Raw genomic sequence first — 19,739 nt, forward strand, 5'->3', positions numbered from 1 at the left:
TGCAATAAGCAAAAACCCTTAAGAAGAATTCTGATCCAAGAATTCAGCTGGGCAAAGCCGCCCGGTGTGACAGTCTGTAAACTGCGCAGGCGGTCGCCTGACGCATTCATTCAGTGAGACGAGAGGAAAGGGACCGCCCAACTCATAAATCGAAAGCCTGACGCTGATGGGTCGGGATCCCCATCGGCTAGCCCGTCACTCGTTCAGGCGTCGGAAAGAAAATATTGTCCCCGTGACAGATTCGAGACGGTCACGGCGAATGAGGGTTGCCAGCGGAATCCAGTTCATTGCCCGTGAAGGGAGGTGAAGCGCCCAATACCACCAAGAAATCGCCGTTTGCCGACGAGTTCAGCCGGTCTTGGCTGGAACATCGGCGGTCTGTCCCGTTCGAAAAACCACAACCTCTCAGTCTAGAAGGAGAAAATCATGGCCAAGAAAGCCCTTTGTATCGGGATCAATGATTACCCCGGCATCCAGAACGACCTGTCGGGATGCGTCAACGATGTCCAAGATTGGACCAAGGTCCTGGAGTCCCGTGGTTTCACGGTCCGCCAGTTGCTCGATCGCAGCGCCACCAAGTCCGCCATGGTAGCGGAGATCGAGCGCCTCATCGGCGACGGCAATCCCGGAGATAGCCTCGTTTTCCAATACTCAGGACATGGTTCCTGGGTCCCCGAGCAGGATGGCGACGAGCCCGACGGCCGTGACGAGGTCCTATGTCCTTCCGACGTCGGCCAGAACTCCGTACTGACGGACGACGAGCTTTACGACCTCTTCGCTACCCGCAAGGCGGGTGTGAACTTGGTATTCCTGAGCGACTCCTGCCACTCGGGCAGTGTCTCGCGGGCCCCGAGGATGGTCCTACGGGGTGATGAGAAGCCCACGAAGTCCCGATTCCTCGATCCGCGAAAATTCCTTCCGCCGAAGGAGGCTGAAAAGGCCATGCTGATCTCCCACGGGCGGGTCACCAGTCCGCGGCCCCATCAAGGACTTTTGATTTCGGGGTGCCAGGACCTGCAAACCAGCGCCGATGCCTGGTTCGAGGGACGGGCGAATGGGGCGTTCACCTACTTCGCGATCAAGGCCCTGAAGGATCTGCCAGCGAACGCTACGTATCGCCAGTGGCATAGCACGATTCGCTCCTTCCTCCCCAACGCCAGTTTCGAGCAAGAGCCCAATCTGTTTGGCACTCGGTCGCACAAAGACCGGAAGGTTCTTGAATGAAATCGAAACGATTCAAGTCCAGCCCCACACGGCGGCCTCTGAGCCGCTCCGCAAGCCGCCGTGCGGGGAGAAAGGGTAGCCAGCGATCCAGGCAGGGTGCCATGGAATCCGCAACGCCAGAGGCACGGGTCAATGACCGGCTGGTCAACGCGATTCCCGATACGTTGGACTTCCGGGACAAAATGTATATTCCCACGCTGGTGGAAGTTCCTATCCGCATCGACTTGGAGGATTACTTGGCTGCGAAAGTCCCTGTGCTGGACCAAGGCAGGGAAGGGGCCTGCACCGGCTTTGGCCTGTCGACCGTCGCCCATTTCTTGCTCCGCTGTCGAAAGGTCATCCCGGACGCCACTGACGTCAGTCCGCGAATGTTCTACGAGATGGCCAAACGACACGACGAGTGGCCCGGCGAAAGCTACGACGGCTCCAGCGCCCGAGGGGCCATGAAGGGCTGGCACAAGCATGGTGTCTGCGCGTCGGAACTCTGGCCGTACTACAAACCCGACGGCAAGACGATCTCCCCGGATCGGAATCTGACGGCCAAACGGAGCCGGGATGCGCTGCTCCGGCCCTTGGGTGCGTATTTTCGAGTGAACCACAAAGACCTCGTGGCGATGCACAGCGCCATCGCCGAGGTCAACATTCTCTACGCCACGGCCTATGTCCATGTGGGCTGGGAACGCGTAGGAGGAAACGGCATCATCCCTCGGAATCCCGACGTGGTCGGGGGTCATGCGTTTGCCATCGTGGCCTATGACCGACTGGGCTTTTGGATCCAGAACTCTTGGGGGCCGACCTGGGGGCGGGGAGGCTTCGGCCGGATCCATTACGACGATTGGCTGGAGAATGGCACAGACGTGTGGGTGGCCCGGTTGGGCGCGCCCGTTGAGATCGATTCGTACATGGCCCAGGCGGTCGTCCGTTGGGAGGCCGCTGAACAATCGCACGCCTACGCGGCCGAGTGTCAGCGCCCCCACATCATCAGCCTGGGCAACGATGGAAGGTTGCGCGAGGGCGGAACTTACGGCACTAGCCAAAGCGATGTGGAGCGGATCATCACCAAGGATTTCATCCAGATCACCGCAAAATGGGACAAAAGACCCAAGGCGCGCGACCTCTTGCTCTATGCCCATGGCGGGCTGACGGATGAGGTGTCGGCGGTGCAGCGCGTCGCGGAATATCGCTCCGCCCTGTTGGAACAAGAGGTCTACCCTCTCGCGTTCATCTGGAAGACGGATTTTTGGTCGACCGTCACGAATATCTTGAAGGATGCCATCAAGCGCCGGAGATCAGAGGGAATCCTCGATGCATCCAAGGACTTCATGCTCGATCGGCTGGATGATGCCTTGGAACCGGTGGCCAGAGTGCTGGGTAGACAACTCTGGGATCAGATGAAACAAAACGCTCGCGACGCCACGGAGACATCTCAAGGCGGCGCTCGACTGGTTGCGCAACTGATTGGCAGGCTGGCAAAGAAAATTCCCCTCCGCCTGCACCTCGTAGGGCATAGCGCCGGCAGCATTCTCCTCGCGCCGCTGGCCCAGAACTTGGCCGCTCAAGGGCTGGTCATCAAAAACTGCATCCTCTGGGCGCCGGCGATCACTCTCGAATATTTCAAAAAAACCTACGGCAAGATGTTGGAGACCAACAAGATAAAGGCGCTGACGGTATTTAATCTGAGCGACTGTGCAGAGCAAAACGACAACTGCGCCGGTGTGTACCACAAATCGCTGCTTTACTTGGTCTCGAACGCCTTTGAGGACCGGGCACGAATCCCTTTCGATTCGAAGAGCGAGGGGATTCCGCTCCTGGGGATGCAAAAATTCGTAGATAAGGACGCCGATTTCCAGAAGCTGATCAGCAGCAGAAAGGCGGAGTTAGTGTTGGCCCCGAACAACCAATCGTCGGGCTCCCCGCAGGCTTCGTCTGCCGCCCACCATGGCGACTTCGATGACGACGAGGCCACACTTCGAGGTACGTTGGCCCGGATTACCAAGGCTAAGCGAGACGTTGCCAAGATGGAATTCCATCGGTCAATCTCGTCGTCGCGAGACCAAAGACGTCGCTTAAGCGGTCGGTTCTAGTTTCGGGTGCGGGCGACGGTACGAATATTGGTCACGCTGGATAACCGAGTGTCTCTAGTCCTAGCCAATCCTTCTGAGGTCCTATGCATGGTGGTTCGGATGCCCTCGGTGGTTGACTTTGGAGTACTGCGCCCGACACTAGTTTGGCCCTCAGCCAGGCGGGCCGTGAGTGCGGGGCTCAACATTTCTTGGGAACACGATCGTTTGTTCGCGCCCACAGCCGAGTCGGGCGCGAGCTTACGATCGGTTCGAGCTTGTCGCGCCGAGCGCTCGTGCCAGTCCAGGGAACGCTTCATCAATCGTCGGGCTGCCGTGGATTGCAATCCTTCGCCGGCCCAGCAGCAGCCCTCGCGATGAGGGGAGGAGAACGAAATGAACCATCCCCGATTTGTCAGTATTACTTTGTTCCCCCTATTGCTATTCGTGACTTTGTGTAATGGAGATGTCGTCCTTTCCACCATCGTCAAGGGTACGGATCCGGTCAGCCAGACTTCTGACGTGACAATCCTCTCGCTCGGCAGCACTCAACCAATGCCGTGTTCTGCCAAAATGAAACTCAATGTCGGCGACGAGCTGCAATGCGCGGTAGAGGACATCGCCGTCGAAGTGACCTGTGGCGAGCGTAGCGAATCATTCCGGTTCTCCGCTCCCTTCCGGATGCTGGTGACTCCGGGGGACAACGACACCGGGAAGTGTACCTTTGACCTCCGCGCCGGCAGTGCCGACGTGATTGCAGAGTCTCCGACCTCGATCACCGCGGGCGGCGTCACGATGGGATCGGAAAGCACGATGTATGGCGTGAGCGTGACTCGCGAGAACGACCAGACGCAGATCGCCCTTTCGGTCTACGAGGGCAAAGTGTCATTTCGGTCGTCCCCCTCAGCCAAGCCCGATTTTGTCGAGGATGGAAAAAAAGTCCTTTTCGCAGCGGCCGGCCTGAAACGAATGGATATCCCGCGGGAGGATTATTCCCGCGCCGCCCAGGCTTACGCCCGAATCGACTTAGCCAAGAGCGGCGTGGCAATTGACTTAGACCACGGCCCCGTAGCAGGTGAATCTCCTCGAGACGTCTTCCGAGCCTTGGCACACCAATACGCACAGGTACTCAGCAACCCAGAGGACGTTGAGGTCCGCTTGGCATTGGCAGCGACTCAAAACAAGTACAACCTTTCGCGAGGCGCGTTGTACAACCTCCGTCGGATCGAAGAACCGGACCGTAGATCCGCTTCGGTACGCGATTTCCTGACCGCATCGGCATATCTGAAGCTGAACAAAAAGGACGACGCCCTGCATTGGTACAAAATGGCGATGAAGAACGATGGACTCATTGGCGAGGTTGAAATCCAGAAATACCACATCGCTCCGGACGAGATCAAACGACTCCTCCCCGAAGGCCAGGCTGACGCCCCTCTTATTGTCAATGTCGGCACCACCACTCCCCGGGAGTTTCGGGCCGACCAAGTTGCAACCCTAATTGTTTCTGTATCGACGACGAAGAAAGAGCCGGTTGGAGACGCAGAGGTCATTATCAAAGGCGAACCGCCCGTGGAGTTAGTTGGAATTCGGGGCGCGACGATCCTCGGAAAGACCAATGCGAAGGGTGAGTTTGCGGTCTCCTGGCGGTGCAAACGCCGATCCGAGAACTGCTCCTTCAACATTCGAGTATCCAAGCCCGGCTTTAGCACAAATACCCAGAAGAGGGCGGTTTCGGTCCGCTGGTGATCTGATGACGTTTCTGGGAGCGGCAGTCGCTCTTTTTGGTTGTCACGATTTTCGTTATGGCTGCAGACCCCAAACCTCCGCCGCGCACCCCGGACGACCAGAGCCCCATGTTGCCGCTTAAGGAACGGCTTTCCAGGTATCGTGATCGCATGCTCGAACTCATCATTTTGGGGCTTCCTATCGCCCTGCTACAGACCATTTGGAAAGCGACTGCCGACCATTTTACTTCCCAACCATGGCAAGTCATATGGATCCTCGTGCCGCTTGGCATCGTCGCAATAATCGCGGCTCGTTCTTCCTTTGGCCGGAAGGAGTGGCTTCTCGATCGCAAGCTTTTGACCTTCCTTTCGGTTTACGTGGTGATGTTTTCTTGTGCGGCCTATTCCGACCTGCTCGTCTGGAACCGAAAGGTCACTCTGTTTGGCCAGCCCGTCGACCGGAATTGGCTCGCACCCGCCTGGACGGGAGACTGGCGATACAAGATTGTCCCACGGAAGCCGCTCGATCCCGATGACCTCGTTGTCGTCACGCGATCGTTCTCCAAGGAACGCTCGGTCCTGGACGCTCGTCGGCAATTGGCGAATCTGATCAAATGGGCCGAGGAGAACGGGGCGAAGGGAATTGCTTTTGATGTTTTTTTCCGGCAAATAAGCGGGTTTGATTCAGTCCTGTGCGAAACGGTCCGGAAATCCAAGCTGGACATCGTCGTGGGGATTGAAATCGTTGAGGAAGGGCGTCGCCACTTCCCGGGATCGATGCCCAACGATCTCGACGATTGCTTCACCGCCAACCAGCGCGGTCATTTGGTGGGGCTCAGGGATGCCGATGGCGTAGTCCGGCTGATGCCGCTTTTTTTTGATGACGAGAATCTGGAGGCCTTAAGCCTGCGTGTCGCAAAGATACGCGGAAAAACCCTCGAATTGCCTGACGACAAACGACTGAGATTCATCGCCCCGGCGGGCTCACTTGCCGCCGACAAACAAGGGGCCATCCCAGTCGTCACCTATCAAGAGCTGGAAGCGAATCCGTCCAGCCGAAGTTTACTCAAAAACGCGTTCCTTATGTTCGGTGAAGACTCACCCGGAGATATCTTTGTTACGCCCTTTGGCAATAAACCGGGTGTTGTCGCGCATGCATACGCCGTCCATTCGCTGCGCACGGGGCATTACTTTCGACGGACTTCATGGTGGTCGGCGCTCGCCGTGATCGCAGTCGCCTGTTATCTGGTTGCCCTTTGGGCGGCCCGCGGGATACCGGCCAAGCAATTTCTTTTCCGCGTGGCGTGCATTTCTGTCTTGGTCATCCTGACATCAGCTGTGTCCGCAATGCTCTGGCTTGTTTGGCTGGAGGTGGTCTACGTTCTCGCAGCCATCTGGTTTCTTGCAATTGTGCTATTGGTTTGTCGAGTATGCGTCGGAAAAAGACTAATTCCTAATTCAACCAGGAGATCAATTGATCAATCCCATGACTAGAAAAACACGAATTGTAGGCGTAGCGGGAATCCTCATTGGAATTGCCATTGTCCCAAGTTTCGGGTGGGGGCACATTGGACACATGGTGATCGCCGAAATCGCTTGGCAACATCTCAACAACCAGGCCAAGACCGCCATTCGGGATATCCTGGGCTCCGAAACGCTGTTCTACGCCGCCACCTGGCCCGATCGTGTACGAAGCCTGGAGGAATACGACTGGATCAAGCCCTATCACTACGTCAACGTCCCCAAAAAACAGGCATCCTACCAGCACGATCAACATTGTTCGGAAGGGGACTGCGTCGTGGGCGGGATCATGGCGAATGCCAAGGTCCTTCGCGATCCCAACGCCAGCAAAGGCGAAAAGAAACAAGCGATACGATTGTTGGCCCATTTTGTTGGCGACCTCCACCAGCCCTTGCATGCCGGCTACAAGGAGGACCGGGGCGGAAACGGCATCGCCGTTCGCTTCTTTGGACGCCAGTACATCAATGAGGCCAAGGGGTGGCTGGTCAATCTTCACAACGTTTGGGATGACCTCATCATTGAGCGGCGGATGCAGCTCCTCGGCGACTTGGCGTGGGAAGACTACGCCCAGGCGCTAAGTGGTGAAATCAGCGATGGCCAACAGCAGACTTGGACTACGCCTACGACGAACTCGATCTTTGCATGGACCGATACCTCCTATCAACTCGCCCGCGTGCATGCCTATCGTGATGCCGCATCGAGTGGTGCAGCCTCTCCCAGCACCCGCGTGCGGGAGAACGATGATCTGCGCGAAGCCTATTACGACCAAGCTCTACCCATCGTGGAGCGCCGCCTGAAGGAGGGCGGCATCCGCTTAGCGGCAGTCCTAAATGCCATCTTCTCCAATCAAGACCCGCTGCCTTTTGGCCTTGAGACCCAAAGCCCTGCGGGGATGCTCCCGCCCACCGCGGCCGTGGCCGACACGATTCGCATTGCGACGTTCAATATCCAGGTCTTTGGCAAGACCAAGGCGGGCAAGCCCCAAATCATGAATGTGTTGACCGAGATTATCCGCGCCTACGACCTCGTCGCCGTACAAGAAATCAAGGATGCTCAGGGCCAAGTCCCCCAGAAATTCCTTGACAGCATCAACGGGGATGGGTCTCAGTACGCCATGATCGTAAGCCCGCGGACCGGCCTTCAAGATGATGACGGGGATTCTCAGGAGCAGTATGGGTTTTACTACAACTCGACCACGATCGAGCCTGTGGGATCTCCAAGACTTTTCAACGATTCGGCGGCAGACTCCTTTCAACGCGAGCCCTTTATGGCCCGGTTCCGTGCGAAATCCGGCAATCTCAGCGTTGTCCTAATCAGTATTCACACCGCCCCTGAGCAGGCCGTCGCGGAGATTGAGGCACTCCACGATGTTGTGGAATGGGCGCAAATGGCCTATCCCGATGAAGATGATTTCGTGGTTTTGGGGGATTTCAACGCCTCCTGCAATTATGCCAGCGTCGCCCACCTAAATCCGCTCGCCATCCGGGGCGACGATTACCGGTGGGTCGTGCCGGACGATGCGGATACTAACATCGCGGCCGCCCCTTGCGCCTATGACCGAATCGTGGTCACCCAAGGTGCGTTTGGCGACCTCACGGGAAACTGGGGCGTCGATCGTGCTTTTACGGATAAGAAAGTGTCGGACCACTGGCCGGTGTGGGTCGAGTTCTTTGTGGGCCGGGATCAACACTGAGGAAGTGTCTCTTGGGCCTTGCAAACGCCCGCGTCCCCGTGCCACGTCACCAAGGATTCTAAAGACGTGAAAGACTATTACTTGGCCGAAGTCAAAACGGAACCCGTCCCGTGGAAGGATGTTTTCCAGATTTCTGCGGGAGTGCTTTGCTTTGGTGCAATTACTGCCTTCATCGCGCTATGGGTAGGTGTGTCACCTAGCCAAGTATGGGCGAGTGCGATCTTCGGAGCGGTGATGGTCGTACTGACAATTCTTAACCTGTGGTTCCGGTGGATAGGTCGAGCAGGCATCGCTTTCATGTCGGTGTACTTCCACTTGACCTTGTGGATGGGCGTGGCGGTGATACCAGCCGCCTTTTTCCGCTGGCTCTCTGCGACAATTCTAGACAAATTCACCGTAATATTTCAGGTGGTGGCGTTTGTCCTTTGGGGAATTCTGTTTATCGGCATGATCGCGCTGATTGCTACTCAGAGAAACCGTGAACGGCTGTTTGGGTTCTTGCGGAGTAGGTTGAGTTTCTTCGCGCCGTTCGCGTATTCCTTCAACGCGCTTTGGATCTCAATTTTCTTTTTCTCCGCGATTACCTATTACCTTGTGAGCCACGGCAACCTCGCCCTGACGACGTCGACCTCGCCAGAAGTAAACCATGGCCGACTAATGGACTTTTACTTGTGGCATTTCCTGGAGGCTATTCCGGTGTTGAAGTTGAACAGTACACTCCTCTGGAAAGAGCCCCTCGTGTACGAGACTGCTTCCGTTGGATGGATGCTACTTGCCTTCAAGGTTGCGGTGATTGTTCCCGTGATTGGCGCTTTTGCGGGCTACCGGGCACAATCCCGGCAGGATGCCGGAAAGTAGACTTCCTGGACACGACCGGGAGATCGCTAGCTATGCCTTCGCCTAAGAGATCGTCAAGACGATCACAAAATCCTGCGCCGATCGACGACACGAACAAGCGCACTAGGATTTCGTGTCTTGATCGAGTCTATCCACCACCTTTGCGCGACGCGGAAACCAATGGAGTCAACACGCGCAGAAAAAAAGCGGGGATTGAAACCCAATCCAACGGCGGAAAAGAACCTGACCAGAAAACCGCCAAAAACCAAGTCGGCGTGGCTCTCTCGGGCGGTGGGATTCGTAGCGCGACTTTCAGTCTCGGGCTCTTCCAGGCACTCGCCCGCAAGAATCTACTTCGCAAAATCGATTGGCTATCCACCGTCTCCGGCGGCGGTTATTTCGGGAGCTTCCTGGGCGGCTTATTCGTCCGGCATGAGGGTGCAGAAGAAAAAAGAGTTGAACAGGTCGAGGAATCGCTGAAGGACTCTTTTTCCTGGCCCGTTCGCTGGCTGCGGGAGAATGGGCGTTACCTTTCGCCCAACGGAGCTGGAGACTCCTGGCTTGCGGCGGCAGTTTATCTACGCAATTGGGTAGCGATTCACGTTGTCGGGTTGCTGGTCCTATGTTTCGTCTTGACGAGCACGACCTTGGTGCGAGTCTGGTTCGGATATTTGTGGAACACCGTCCCGCCCTATGAACGCTGGTTGAGCCCCACTTCTTCAGATGGCTTCTGGTGGAGTCCCTGGATCTTCCTCCCGGTATTCACCTTTGCCGTTTGGATGGTGCCAGCGGGAGGTCTGTATTGGCTGACACAATTCAACGTATTTTTGCCAGCAATCGCGACCCTGTTCGGTATTTCCCGCAACGAATCTCAAATTCCTTCGACCGCCGAAATCCCGACCACCGAAATTCTGGCTAGAACCCGCAATCGACTGGCCAAAAGCCTGTCTATCGGCCTCATCGTGACTCTCGTCCTCTTCACCTTTGCGCTGGTGGATTCGATCGGGCAAACTCTGTATAGAAAATGGGCGTTCGAGAACTTTGAATTCCCCTCGAAATGGACGGGCACATCCGTCACGATTGCGGTGATCTTCGGCCTGGCGCAAAAGATAGCCAACCTGTTTGACAAATTACCGCGCCGGCAATCGCTCAGGGTTCCCGTTGATTTGGTCGCTCTTCTCATCGCCGTCGCATGGGTAAGTATCATCGTCTTGAGTCTGTCCGTTTTTGTCCATCGCCTCGCCTGGAATCGAGAGATACCCTGGGAGAACGCGACCGGACCAGTCAACGTCGTAAAGGGCGTCGCTCCATTGGTATGGTCCGTGTTGATTAGCTTTGGTTTTTCGTGGTGGTTCAGCCGGAAATTTGGCTTCGTCAACCTTTCTTCTCATCAACAACTTTATTCCGCTCGCTTGAAACGAGCGTACCTCGGAGCGTCGAACGTGACGCGACGAGAGGATGCTCAATATAGCATTACCGATCCCATCGCGGGGGATGAACTCCCCTTGAACAAATACCAACCCCATCAGGTCGGTGGTCCTCTTCACCTTCTAAACGTTACGCTCAACGAGACGTTCTCCGGCAAGTCGCAAATCGAGCAACGGGACCGCAAGGGATTATCGATGGCCGTGGGCCCGTGCGGGATGAGCGTCGGGATTAACGATCACGCGCTCTGGACCAGTGCGGAAAAGGACGAGCTTGTCCCCCTGCTTTCTGAACCAGAAGACAAAGAAGAAAAGCACGGAGACAAGGCCAAGGTCGTTAGGTTCCATGCCCTCACTGCCGGAACTGATGGGAAGCCGCGGACGGTGGAAAAGCTGGAGCTGGGAAATTGGGTGGCCATTTCCGGGGCGGCCGTGAGCACGGGCTTAGGCGCGAGTACGTCCGTAGGCTTAAGTCTCTTGCTGGGACTCCTCAACATCCGCCTCGGATATTGGTGGGACAGCCATGTCGTGCCCGGCCAGCGTAAGGGACGAACGAAGCCCGGTTTTGCTGCGTTAATGGGTGAGGTGTTTAGCACCGTGTTGCCGGTCCAGTCCTGCCTTTTGGATGAGTTTATGGGGCGCTTTCATGGACCAGCACGACGCCACTGGTACTTGTCTGACGGAGGGCATTTCGAGAACACGGCGGCGTACGAACTGATTCGCCGGCGCGTCCCCTTCATCATCGTTAGCGATGCCGGCCGTGATACCGGATACGAGTTTGCGGACATCGCCAACTTGGTCCGCAAGGCTCGAATCGATTTTGGGGCGGAGATTGAGTTTTTGCGCCACCGGAACTTTGAAGGACCAGCGTCCTTCAAATCAGCCGACGACTTGAAATACCTCGAAGACGTCGTCCATCCAGACTTACTAAACATCATCGGTGCTCCAGAAGATTTTTTCCCCATCGAGGGCCTAGTGAAAGGTAGAGTCAACGACGCGGATGCAGGCGTTACGTACTTTCCGAAGCACGCCCTTTTGGCGCGAGTCACCTACTCTGATCCCGAGCAATTGGGCTGGATTCTCATTATCAAACCGGGACTTTCAGGGGACGAGCCCGCCGATCTCCTTCAATACCAAAAAACACAACCTAACTTTCCTCAGGAGTCGACGATGGATCAGTACTTCGACGAAGCCCAGTGGGAAAGCTATCGCAAGCTAGGCGAGCACATCGGGTTATTGCTTTTCGCCGCTCCTCAGGGGGGCAAGCCGCCCACGGAGGACCTTTGGTCGCCGAGCAGAATGCAACCACCTCTGACCCGAATAGTGGTAGCTGGTCCAAGTACGTAACCACCCGAGAGGGCTTACTCATGCAAATCTACCTCGCGCCTCGGACCTTGAAAGGCACACAAAAGCCTGATGGTGAAACGCAGGCCCTGTTTGCTGTGCAACCCAACCGCAAGGCCTTGCTCTTTATCCACGGTTTCAGCGGCGAGGCGATCACTACTTGGTCGGATTTTCACACCATTCTCCCCGAGTGTCCAAAATGCTCAGGATACGACTTGTTTTTCTACGGATATGACGGTCTGCGAGCCCAAATGAACGCCAGCGCGGCGATCTTTCGAAGCTTCGTCGATCGATTACTGGGCCAGACCCAAGAGTTCCTCGCCGCAAACCTTCCGCCGTCTGCCCAGCGGCCTACGTCATTTGAGTACGATGAATTAGTGATTGTCGCGCACTCGCTTGGTGCGGTCATCGCTCGTCGGGCGCTTCTCGATGGCACCAGAGGCAAGTTGAAATGGGTGTCAAGAACGAAACTCGTGCTATATGCGCCGGCACACATGGGGGCCAGGGTCGCCGACCTGGCCTTGGAGGCCGCAAGTTCCTTCAAGTTCTTGAGATTCTTTGGGATCGGTGCCCGCTTCGTGTCACCCTTGATTGACGAATTGAAACCGGATTCAAGAGCGCTGAAATCGTTGCTTGAGGATACCGCCACAGCGACGAAGGGCGGGGCCAACCCTCACCTGATAGCCAAAAAAGTAGTTATCGCCCAATACGAAAAGATTGTCGAGAACGGCACCTTCGGTGACGATCCACCGCCCGACGCGATCCCCGGTACTACGCATACAAGTGTGTGCAAGCCACGAAAGGACTTTCTCGATCCGCTAACCCTCCTGGAGGCCTGTCTATGAACCTCCAACAGGCAAATTTCGAAGACCTGCAGGCGAAGTATTACTTCGGCACAGAGGCGCACGTGGCGGCCAAATACCTTGTTGACCTGATCCGCCGCAAAAAAGGCTCACAGCTCGCGACCCTTCTCCGCGACTATCGCCAGCAACCGATCGTCGCGGCGAGAGAAATTGAACTTCGAGCCGCAACAGATCGGTTACTAAACTGCTACTCCGCCATGGAAGTTGCTTCCCTCATACGCTTCATACCGAAGCTTGATGAGGCCGATTTCGGAACGGAAGCCCGCCTGATCCTCGGAAATAAGCTCGTACGGCGTTATTACGAAGATTTCTATCCAACAAAGCTGCCCCAGCTTTTTCGATGTCGGATTGATGGCGCAGCCCGCGATCTGCAGGAACACGAAAGCAATGATGCGAATGGGTGCTTCCTGACGTTTCTGGATTTGGATCGACGCTTCATGGAAAAGCTCGAGGATGGGTATTTTCTTCGGATGTTGGACTCGTTCGTGATCGAGGGCTATTGGTTCGACGACGTGGTAACGCTTATCGAGGCGCCCGAGGAGTTCATCTGCCATCTGCTACTTCCTCCGTCCGAACGCGACGCCCGCTCGTGCGCAATTCATGAATTCAGTTTGTTCATGCAATTCTGCTTCGACCTGAGGCTGCTACTGGCCCAAGTCGAATCACAACCGCTGCTGCAATCGGCCATGTGGCACCACTATAGCTATTGGTTCGACATCATCGGCGACCAATTGCGCGAGCGTCTAGGAGAGGCGTTATCCCGCTTTCTCAAGTGGGAGCCGACGGGCAACAAAGAGGAGGCCGTGGGTACCGTGCAGACCTATGTGCTTGAAGCCCGCAACGTACTCACGTTTCTGACTTCGCGCAAATGCGCCGCACCAGTGGAAACACTCTTGAAGAATGTATCAAGATCGGAAGGTGGTCGTAATAGCGGGAAGCGATCAAGGCCGGATGGAATCGTCACAGCAATGAACGCCCTTCAAGCCAGATTCCAGGTGCAAACTTCTCTGTACGGGAACGTCTCTGGTGACGATGCGAAACGGATCTATTCTGATTCGATGGCCACCGTTCTCGCGCTCGCCAGCTCCTTGGAAACTCTATCCGTAGAAGTCCATAGCTTAGTGCAGCGTCGCAAAAGACGGATCGACGAGGCCATCGAGTCAACAGCGCGGCTTCTCGACCAAGCAGAACAGCAGGTGGTCAATGCAAATAAGACCTCCGATCCTACCGAGGCCGAGGCCTACGTCGTTGGTTCCGATCTCTCGAAAGCTGTCGCCAAGAGTACGTTTCGTGCCGGGCAGCTGACATACGCTTCAACCCGTTTTGTCTTACTTACCGCGGATATTACAGGATGGGCTGCGGTTGCCGCATTAGGAGCCTCGGACGAGCACTATCAGAAGAAAGCAGTCCAGCGTTTTTTGCAACTTGTCGGAGGATTCCTAAGCGATGCACTTGAGCCCTTTGAGGGAGCCAACAAGGCGTGGGAATGTCTGGTTGCCATTCGAGATATTCTTAAGGCCAGGGTTGACGACATGCGGGCGGCCGATGACGTCATCACGCGTGAACGCAATTACCAGACATTGGTAACTCTGGCCGGACTCCAGGCTGAACGGACGGCGCTCGCTATCAAAGAAATGCTTTTGGCGTCGGATGAGATGCACTCTCCACGAGAGGTCTCTTGGGACCTGGCCCGCCTTACATGGAGGGAGCGACTTGATGCGGCCAACAAAACGTTGGGACGTTAATTCGTGGTGCGAGGTCGCTCAGAATGGGGATGGTTCGGATCCTTGTATTCCGACCAACCGCTGAGAGTTCTTTTAAACTGAATCGATGAGGAGATGAAAATGGCAGAAATAGTTGTCGACCCGAGGTCAGGATCGTTCAAGGACTGGACAGACCGCTACCGGGCTGAAAACGAGTACATCAAGGCGCTGGGTGAGTACAAGCTCAACGAGGCCAAGGCCTCGTTGGAGAAGGCCAACGCCGCCAAGAAGTGGAAGGAGGTCGAACTCTGGACCATCCTCATCAAGCAACTAGACCGTGACTTCAAGCGCTTCAATAACGCCCAGATGACCCTCACGAAGAAGATCAGCCAGATGCAGGTGCGCTCCCGCAACGCCAGCCTGTTGTTGAAGGGGGCGCGGATGGACGGGACCGCACTTTCGAATGCGTGGAGGGCCTACACGATGTTCGAAAGAAACGTCTTGGACGGTGGGGACGATTCGCTCTTTGATATGATGGTGCCGGCCATGGCTCGCCGGGCGAACAATTTCGTCAACAATGTCGCCACCGTTTCGAAGCCCGACGAGACGCCCTCCGATGTTGAAAACGCCGTCCAATTCATGGCCTGGCTTAAAGAGAAAAAGTACGTTGCGGTCAAAGGCAGCCCGGCCCAGCGGTTCATCGTCAAGCTGTTCAAAGCGATTAATCAGGTGCCGGCGGAGGCGGTTCAGGAGATGCGCGACCGTATCGAGAGCATTCGCAAGGGGACGTACGATGCCTGGAACCCGAAAGGACTGCTGGGCGCATCCAGTGATGCGGCCAAGAAGATCGAGGAGGCCAAGCCCAAGGGATAATCTTTCGACCCACGCAAGGGGGGATACCTCCCCATTTGAGATTCCGGTGCCATTCGGCACATCTGGGGGGAACCCCGGCGCCTGGGCGACTAGCTGAGCGTCTCCTGCGTCAGCGGAGATACGTGCCGAAGCGGAAAATCCCGCAGGCTGAGCTGCCAGGCTCAAAAACCGGTTTCCATGAGCCGTTCCGCCTGGGTTTGACGACTCCTACGACCCCTGAATTGCCCGCCTGAAAAAAATTTTCAAAAAGTCTGAGCGCCGCGGGCAGAAAAATCTATATGACCTTAGGGGCATCGCGCACACGTGGAGGATCGTCGAGAGGCAAACACACTCGAAGGTTAACAAACTGGCGTACTGCATCTGAGTTGATGCGGTTTTCGAGGTTTTCCGTAATAAGGGTTAACCCTTGATCGGCGGAAGGGCCTCAACAGCGGCTAAACTCTGGCCGTTATGCCTTTGCTGACGCAATACTTGCTGCGGGCGCTTGGGCCTATCATCCTCACCTTGTGTCCAAGTGCTAGCAGCACGCTAAGTTGTTCTAGCTGAAAAAGTTGCGCTCTCGAATTCACAGAGGCGCTAAAACTGTTGTGCCCGCCGGCCGCAAGGGAGACCCCCCCGTCTCGCAGTTGTGGTGCCATAATCGATCTCGCTGGGGCTTCCCACGCCTCGTGCGACTAGTCGGTCGTGTGCCGGTCTGCCTTGCGTAGCTTTTGACCACTCCACTCCGCCCTGATTTCACACACGCTTCGTGCGATTAGCTGGTCAAGCTGCGAAGTGATGGACATAGACGGATACGCAAGAATACGCCGTCGAGTAGCTGAAAACACTCGACGGTGCTCTAGGTTGGTGTTACGGCCTGATCGTTGATTGCAGATTTCGTGTCTAACCAGTGGGTAGCTATTGTACAACATACCCTCGACCGGCGACATCGACATGTCGACGGGCGTTTACCTCATGCGAGGCCCGTTCAAATCACGATTCCTTCTTCGCCTTCGCTGAGTTTTTGCCCCCATCATGCAGCCAAACATGCCAATTACCGCTGGTGTAACGCATGTTCCGCAAGTCCCGCACATTTGAGATCCTTCCGCACAATCTTGTCTGCAACTGTCGCCTCCATCGCAGTTGTCGTCGATGCCGTTGCACAGAATCTCGGTTGCACCGTGTCGGATGGCAGCATTATTATCGTCGCAATCTACGTCATCGGAATCGCCGTCATTATCGTCGTCGTTGTCGCATTCGTCGCCGCTGCCATCGCCATCGCTATCAGCCTGCAGTGAATTGACAATGGTGGGGCAGTTATCCATGGAATCACAAATCTCATCACGGTCACTGTCGCCGCCTTGCACAAAGCAAGGAGGACATGAGTCTGCTCCTGAGCAATCCTGGTCAATATTATCGCACAGCACGTCAAACGCGCCCGGATGAACATTAGGGTTGCAGGGTTGACAGTCATTCACATCAGGAGTGCCGTCGTTGTCATCATCGGTGTCGCAGACATTCCCTTCGGCATCGTTGTCGAAATTGGCCTGGTCCGGGTTTGCGGTGTTGGGGCAGTTATCGTTATTGTTACAAATACCGTCATTGTCCACGTCCCCTCCGCTATTGAAACAGGGAGGACATGAGTCTGCTCCTGAGCAATCCTGGTCAATATTATCGCACAGCACGTCAAACGCGCCCGGATGAACATTAGGGTTGCAGGGTTGACAGTCATTCACATCAGGAGTGCTGTCGTTGTCATCATCGGTGTCGCAGACATCTCCCTGTGAGTCATGATCGCAATTAACCTGGTCTGAGTTCGTGGTATTTGGGCAGTTATCGTTGTTGTTACAAATATCGTCTCCATCGCTATCGCCTCCTTGACACACGCAACCAGTCCCGCTGCAATCAGCGTCGGCGCAATCGGTCAGGTTGTCACAATCGTTGTCGATGGCGTCGGAGCAAATTTCAGGCGTGCCATGGCTCCGCGTTGGGTCACAGTCCGCACAATCTGTAATGTCAGGGTCACCATCGTTGTCATCATCGTTGTCACATGCGTCTCCCTGTGCATCGCTATCGCAGTTGGCTTGATTAGCGTTTGGCGTATTCGGGCAGTTGTCAATGTTGGTGCAGACACCATCGTTGTCAGAGTCCCCCCCGTTACTAAAGCACGGTGGACAGAGATCGCCTCCCACACAATCTTGGTCAATACCGTCGCACTGAGATTCGCTTGCACCGGGGTGGATTGAGCTGTTCGAATCGTTGCAGTCCTGATTGTTGGGCACATATCCAGCCGGCGGTATGCACGTTGTCATAGGATGCGCGATTGCGCTACCAAACCCATCGCCATCCTGATCGGGATACCAATTCGCTGTCGTCGAGACGACCAACGTGGCGCTATTGCTTGTCGCCGGCGGTGTACAGCTTCCGGACACTACGCAGCGATAGGAACCGGCCTGATTGGCCGTGTAACACGAGGACGTGGCGCCTTGGATGGCGACTCCATCCTTCTGCCACTGATAACTCAAGCCGCTACCGGTGGCGGTCACACAGAACTGGTGCGTCACACCAGAACAAATTGTAGTTCCCTGTGGTTGACCAGTGATGGTTGGCGGCGAGTTCACCGTCAACATGGTGCTGTTGCTTGTCGCCGGCGGTGTACAGCTTCCGGACACCACGCAGCGATAGGAACCGGCCTGGTTGGCCGTGTAGCAGGAGGACGTGGCGTTTGGGATGTTGATTCCATCCTTCTGCCACTCATAACTCAAGCCGCTACCGGTGGCGGTCACACAGAACTGGTGCGTCACACCAGAACAAATTGTGGTTCCTTGTGGTTGACCAGTGATCGATGGCGGCGAGTTCACCGTTAGGAGGGCGCTGTTGGTATAGACTGTGCCACAAGAGTTCCAGATCTTGCAGCGGTACGTGCCCGCGACGCTTGTTGAATAGCACGATTCGGTATTCCCGACATCTTGCCACGCGCTTCCCGTCCATTTTTGCCACTGATTATTAATGTGGCCACCGGACGCGTCGGCGCAGAGCTGATGAGTTTGTCCATTACAGATCGCATTATCTGTTGGATTCTGGATAACCAGTGGTGGCGCGACAACCGAAAACGCATTGCTCCAATCCGAACACGCGCTGGTACAGTCATAACAGAGAATACGGAATCTGTAACTATCGCCAGGTTCTAGGCCTTGGGACAGCGTGCAGGAGTAGCCACCGTTGTTGGCTAGGATGTTGAAGAGCTGCGCGATGGCTCCACCGTTGTAAAGCTCGATGATCACGTCTGGACATCCCGGCGTCGATGTTCCGCTCCACTCCAGGGCCACCGTGTTTCCCGCGCAGAAGTACTCCCCGCCGTCCGGACTCGTGATGTTCAGGCTGCAAGGGCTGCCGCATGTGGATGGCGTCTCATAGACCGCGATACACGTCCAATTCTGGATCATCGCAATCTGGAGGTAACGGCTTGGAAAATCTTCGAGCCCAACCACAGTCCATTTGACGAAATCGGCTCCGTTAAAGGTGGCCGGCGCGGTAAGCGAGACGCTTCCGGAAACTCCGGTTCTGACATAGTTCGTGGTTCCGCCTGCGGATGATGGAAGTGCCTGGATCACCGCGCCCGTAGCCGGGGTACTCTGCACTGTGAGAGTCGCCGCCTCGGATGCGTGGCCGAGGACTACGAAAAGTAGACTGGGAAGTTCGATCAGGATACATGTTCTTGAAGTCTTCATGGCGTGCTCCTACTATTCATACTGACGTTCTGGGCAGCCGTTAACCGGCTCGACTAAAAAATGCTCTAAAAATCTCAGCTTGGGCGTCCGACGAAGATGTGAGAATCAGGCCTGCGCGAACGCATGACAAATCGTGCGACCTATTCGCACCTGAGAGATCGCGCCAGCAATGCCGCATTGCACGGAGGCGCATCGCAATGGTCAGCTTCACCTGGGAGCGAATCCGAGAAACCTGTTTTGCTGGTCCGCGTAAACGACTGCCCCAACCGACCATTGCGTAGCAGCACTCGAAGCCCCGGATTTCACTCGCCTAATCCCGGATGATGACCCTCTGTTTTGTCTCCAGGTTCGCCGCCCGATTCAGAACCCCGAGTGGGCTGGCCCGGCGGCTTACTCTTTTGGCGGCGGGTAGAATTTGGCAGCCGCCGACTAGGATTCTCCATCAAGTCCTTCCAGTATTCGTAGTAGCCCCGTCGGACCGCGTAGATAGCCGTGAAAGTGGCAACGAGCATTTGACTGAAAAAAATCTCAATCAGGTCGGGCGACAGCTTCGCGAGAGCCATCTGCCCCGCCACTCGCTCGAGCATCGCGAGCGACTCCCCGGTGAGCACAGGCTCGGATCCCCATTGACTGCGGATGATCTCCCCGAGCCCATGATTCTCACCTAACATTTCGACCGCCCTGCGGCTGGTGTCGAAGCCTTCGCGTGTCACTAACGGTTCCCCATTTGGTCGCTCTTCCATGATGACAATCCTGTGGTGTT

General features: G+C 55.9%; 12 protein-coding genes. 10 read left to right on the plus strand and 2 right to left on the minus strand.

Annotation, left to right across the window (positions count from 1 at the left end):
* Nucleotides 1-426: 426 nt before the first annotated feature.
* The 10 genes from VJZ71_20070 to VJZ71_20115 all read left to right on the plus strand — a co-directional run bounded on the left by VJZ71_20070 (nucleotide 427) and on the right by VJZ71_20115 (nucleotide 15,266).
* On the plus strand, nucleotides 427-1,224 hold the full coding sequence (locus tag VJZ71_20070; GenBank protein ID HKQ50381.1) for a caspase family protein: 798 nt from the start codon (nucleotides 427-429) through the stop codon (nucleotides 1,222-1,224).
* Between the two features lie 101 nt (nucleotides 1,225-1,325).
* Complete coding sequence (locus VJZ71_20075; GenBank protein ID HKQ50382.1) at nucleotides 1,326-3,308, plus strand: C1 family peptidase; 1,983 nt, start codon at nucleotides 1,326-1,328, stop codon at nucleotides 3,306-3,308.
* A 372-nt stretch (nucleotides 3,309-3,680) separates the two neighbouring features.
* Nucleotides 3,681-5,030: a hypothetical protein gene (locus tag VJZ71_20080; protein ID HKQ50383.1), complete on the plus strand. Its 1,350-nt coding sequence runs from the start codon at nucleotides 3,681-3,683 to the stop codon at nucleotides 5,028-5,030.
* A 56-nt stretch (nucleotides 5,031-5,086) separates the two neighbouring features.
* Complete coding sequence (locus VJZ71_20085) at nucleotides 5,087-6,502, plus strand: CHASE2 domain-containing protein (protein ID HKQ50384.1); 1,416 nt, start codon at nucleotides 5,087-5,089, stop codon at nucleotides 6,500-6,502.
* Nucleotides 6,495-8,222, plus strand: a complete 1,728-nt coding sequence (locus VJZ71_20090; protein ID HKQ50385.1) for a S1/P1 nuclease — start codon at nucleotides 6,495-6,497, stop codon at nucleotides 8,220-8,222. The genes VJZ71_20085 and VJZ71_20090 overlap by 8 nt, the downstream gene beginning before the upstream one ends.
* 66 nt (nucleotides 8,223-8,288) lie before the next feature.
* Complete coding sequence (locus VJZ71_20095) at nucleotides 8,289-9,080, plus strand: hypothetical protein (protein ID HKQ50386.1); 792 nt, start codon at nucleotides 8,289-8,291, stop codon at nucleotides 9,078-9,080.
* 140 nt (nucleotides 9,081-9,220) lie between these two features.
* Nucleotides 9,221-11,830, plus strand: a complete 2,610-nt coding sequence (locus VJZ71_20100; protein HKQ50387.1) for a hypothetical protein — start codon at nucleotides 9,221-9,223, stop codon at nucleotides 11,828-11,830.
* Nucleotides 11,767-12,672, plus strand: coding sequence for an alpha/beta hydrolase (locus VJZ71_20105; protein ID HKQ50388.1), 906 nt, complete (start codon nucleotides 11,767-11,769; stop codon nucleotides 12,670-12,672). The genes VJZ71_20100 and VJZ71_20105 overlap by 64 nt, the downstream gene beginning before the upstream one ends.
* Nucleotides 12,669-14,435 (plus strand): hypothetical protein, encoded by a 1,767-nt coding sequence (locus VJZ71_20110; protein HKQ50389.1) that lies wholly within the window; start codon nucleotides 12,669-12,671, stop codon nucleotides 14,433-14,435. The genes VJZ71_20105 and VJZ71_20110 overlap by 4 nt, the downstream gene beginning before the upstream one ends.
* A gap of 99 nt (nucleotides 14,436-14,534) precedes the next feature.
* Nucleotides 14,535-15,266 carry a hypothetical protein gene (locus VJZ71_20115; protein HKQ50390.1) on the plus strand — a complete coding sequence of 244 codons (732 nt, stop codon included), beginning with the start codon at nucleotides 14,535-14,537 and terminating at the stop codon, nucleotides 15,264-15,266.
* Nucleotides 15,267-16,213: 947 nt separating this feature from the next.
* On the opposite strand, the gene VJZ71_20120 is transcribed toward VJZ71_20115, so the two are convergent.
* On the minus strand, nucleotides 16,214-18,976 hold the full coding sequence (locus VJZ71_20120; GenBank protein HKQ50391.1) for a MopE-related protein: 2,763 nt from the start codon (nucleotides 18,974-18,976) through the stop codon (nucleotides 16,214-16,216).
* A gap of 302 nt (nucleotides 18,977-19,278) precedes the next feature.
* Nucleotides 19,279-19,719 (minus strand): hypothetical protein, encoded by a 441-nt coding sequence (locus tag VJZ71_20125; GenBank protein HKQ50392.1) that lies wholly within the window; start codon nucleotides 19,717-19,719, stop codon nucleotides 19,279-19,281.
* Nucleotides 19,720-19,739: the final 20 nt, after the last annotated feature.

The sequence above is a fragment of the Phycisphaerae bacterium genome, assembly GCA_035275405.1.
Taxonomy (GTDB): domain Bacteria; phylum Planctomycetota; class Phycisphaerae; order UBA1845; family UTPLA1; genus DATEMU01.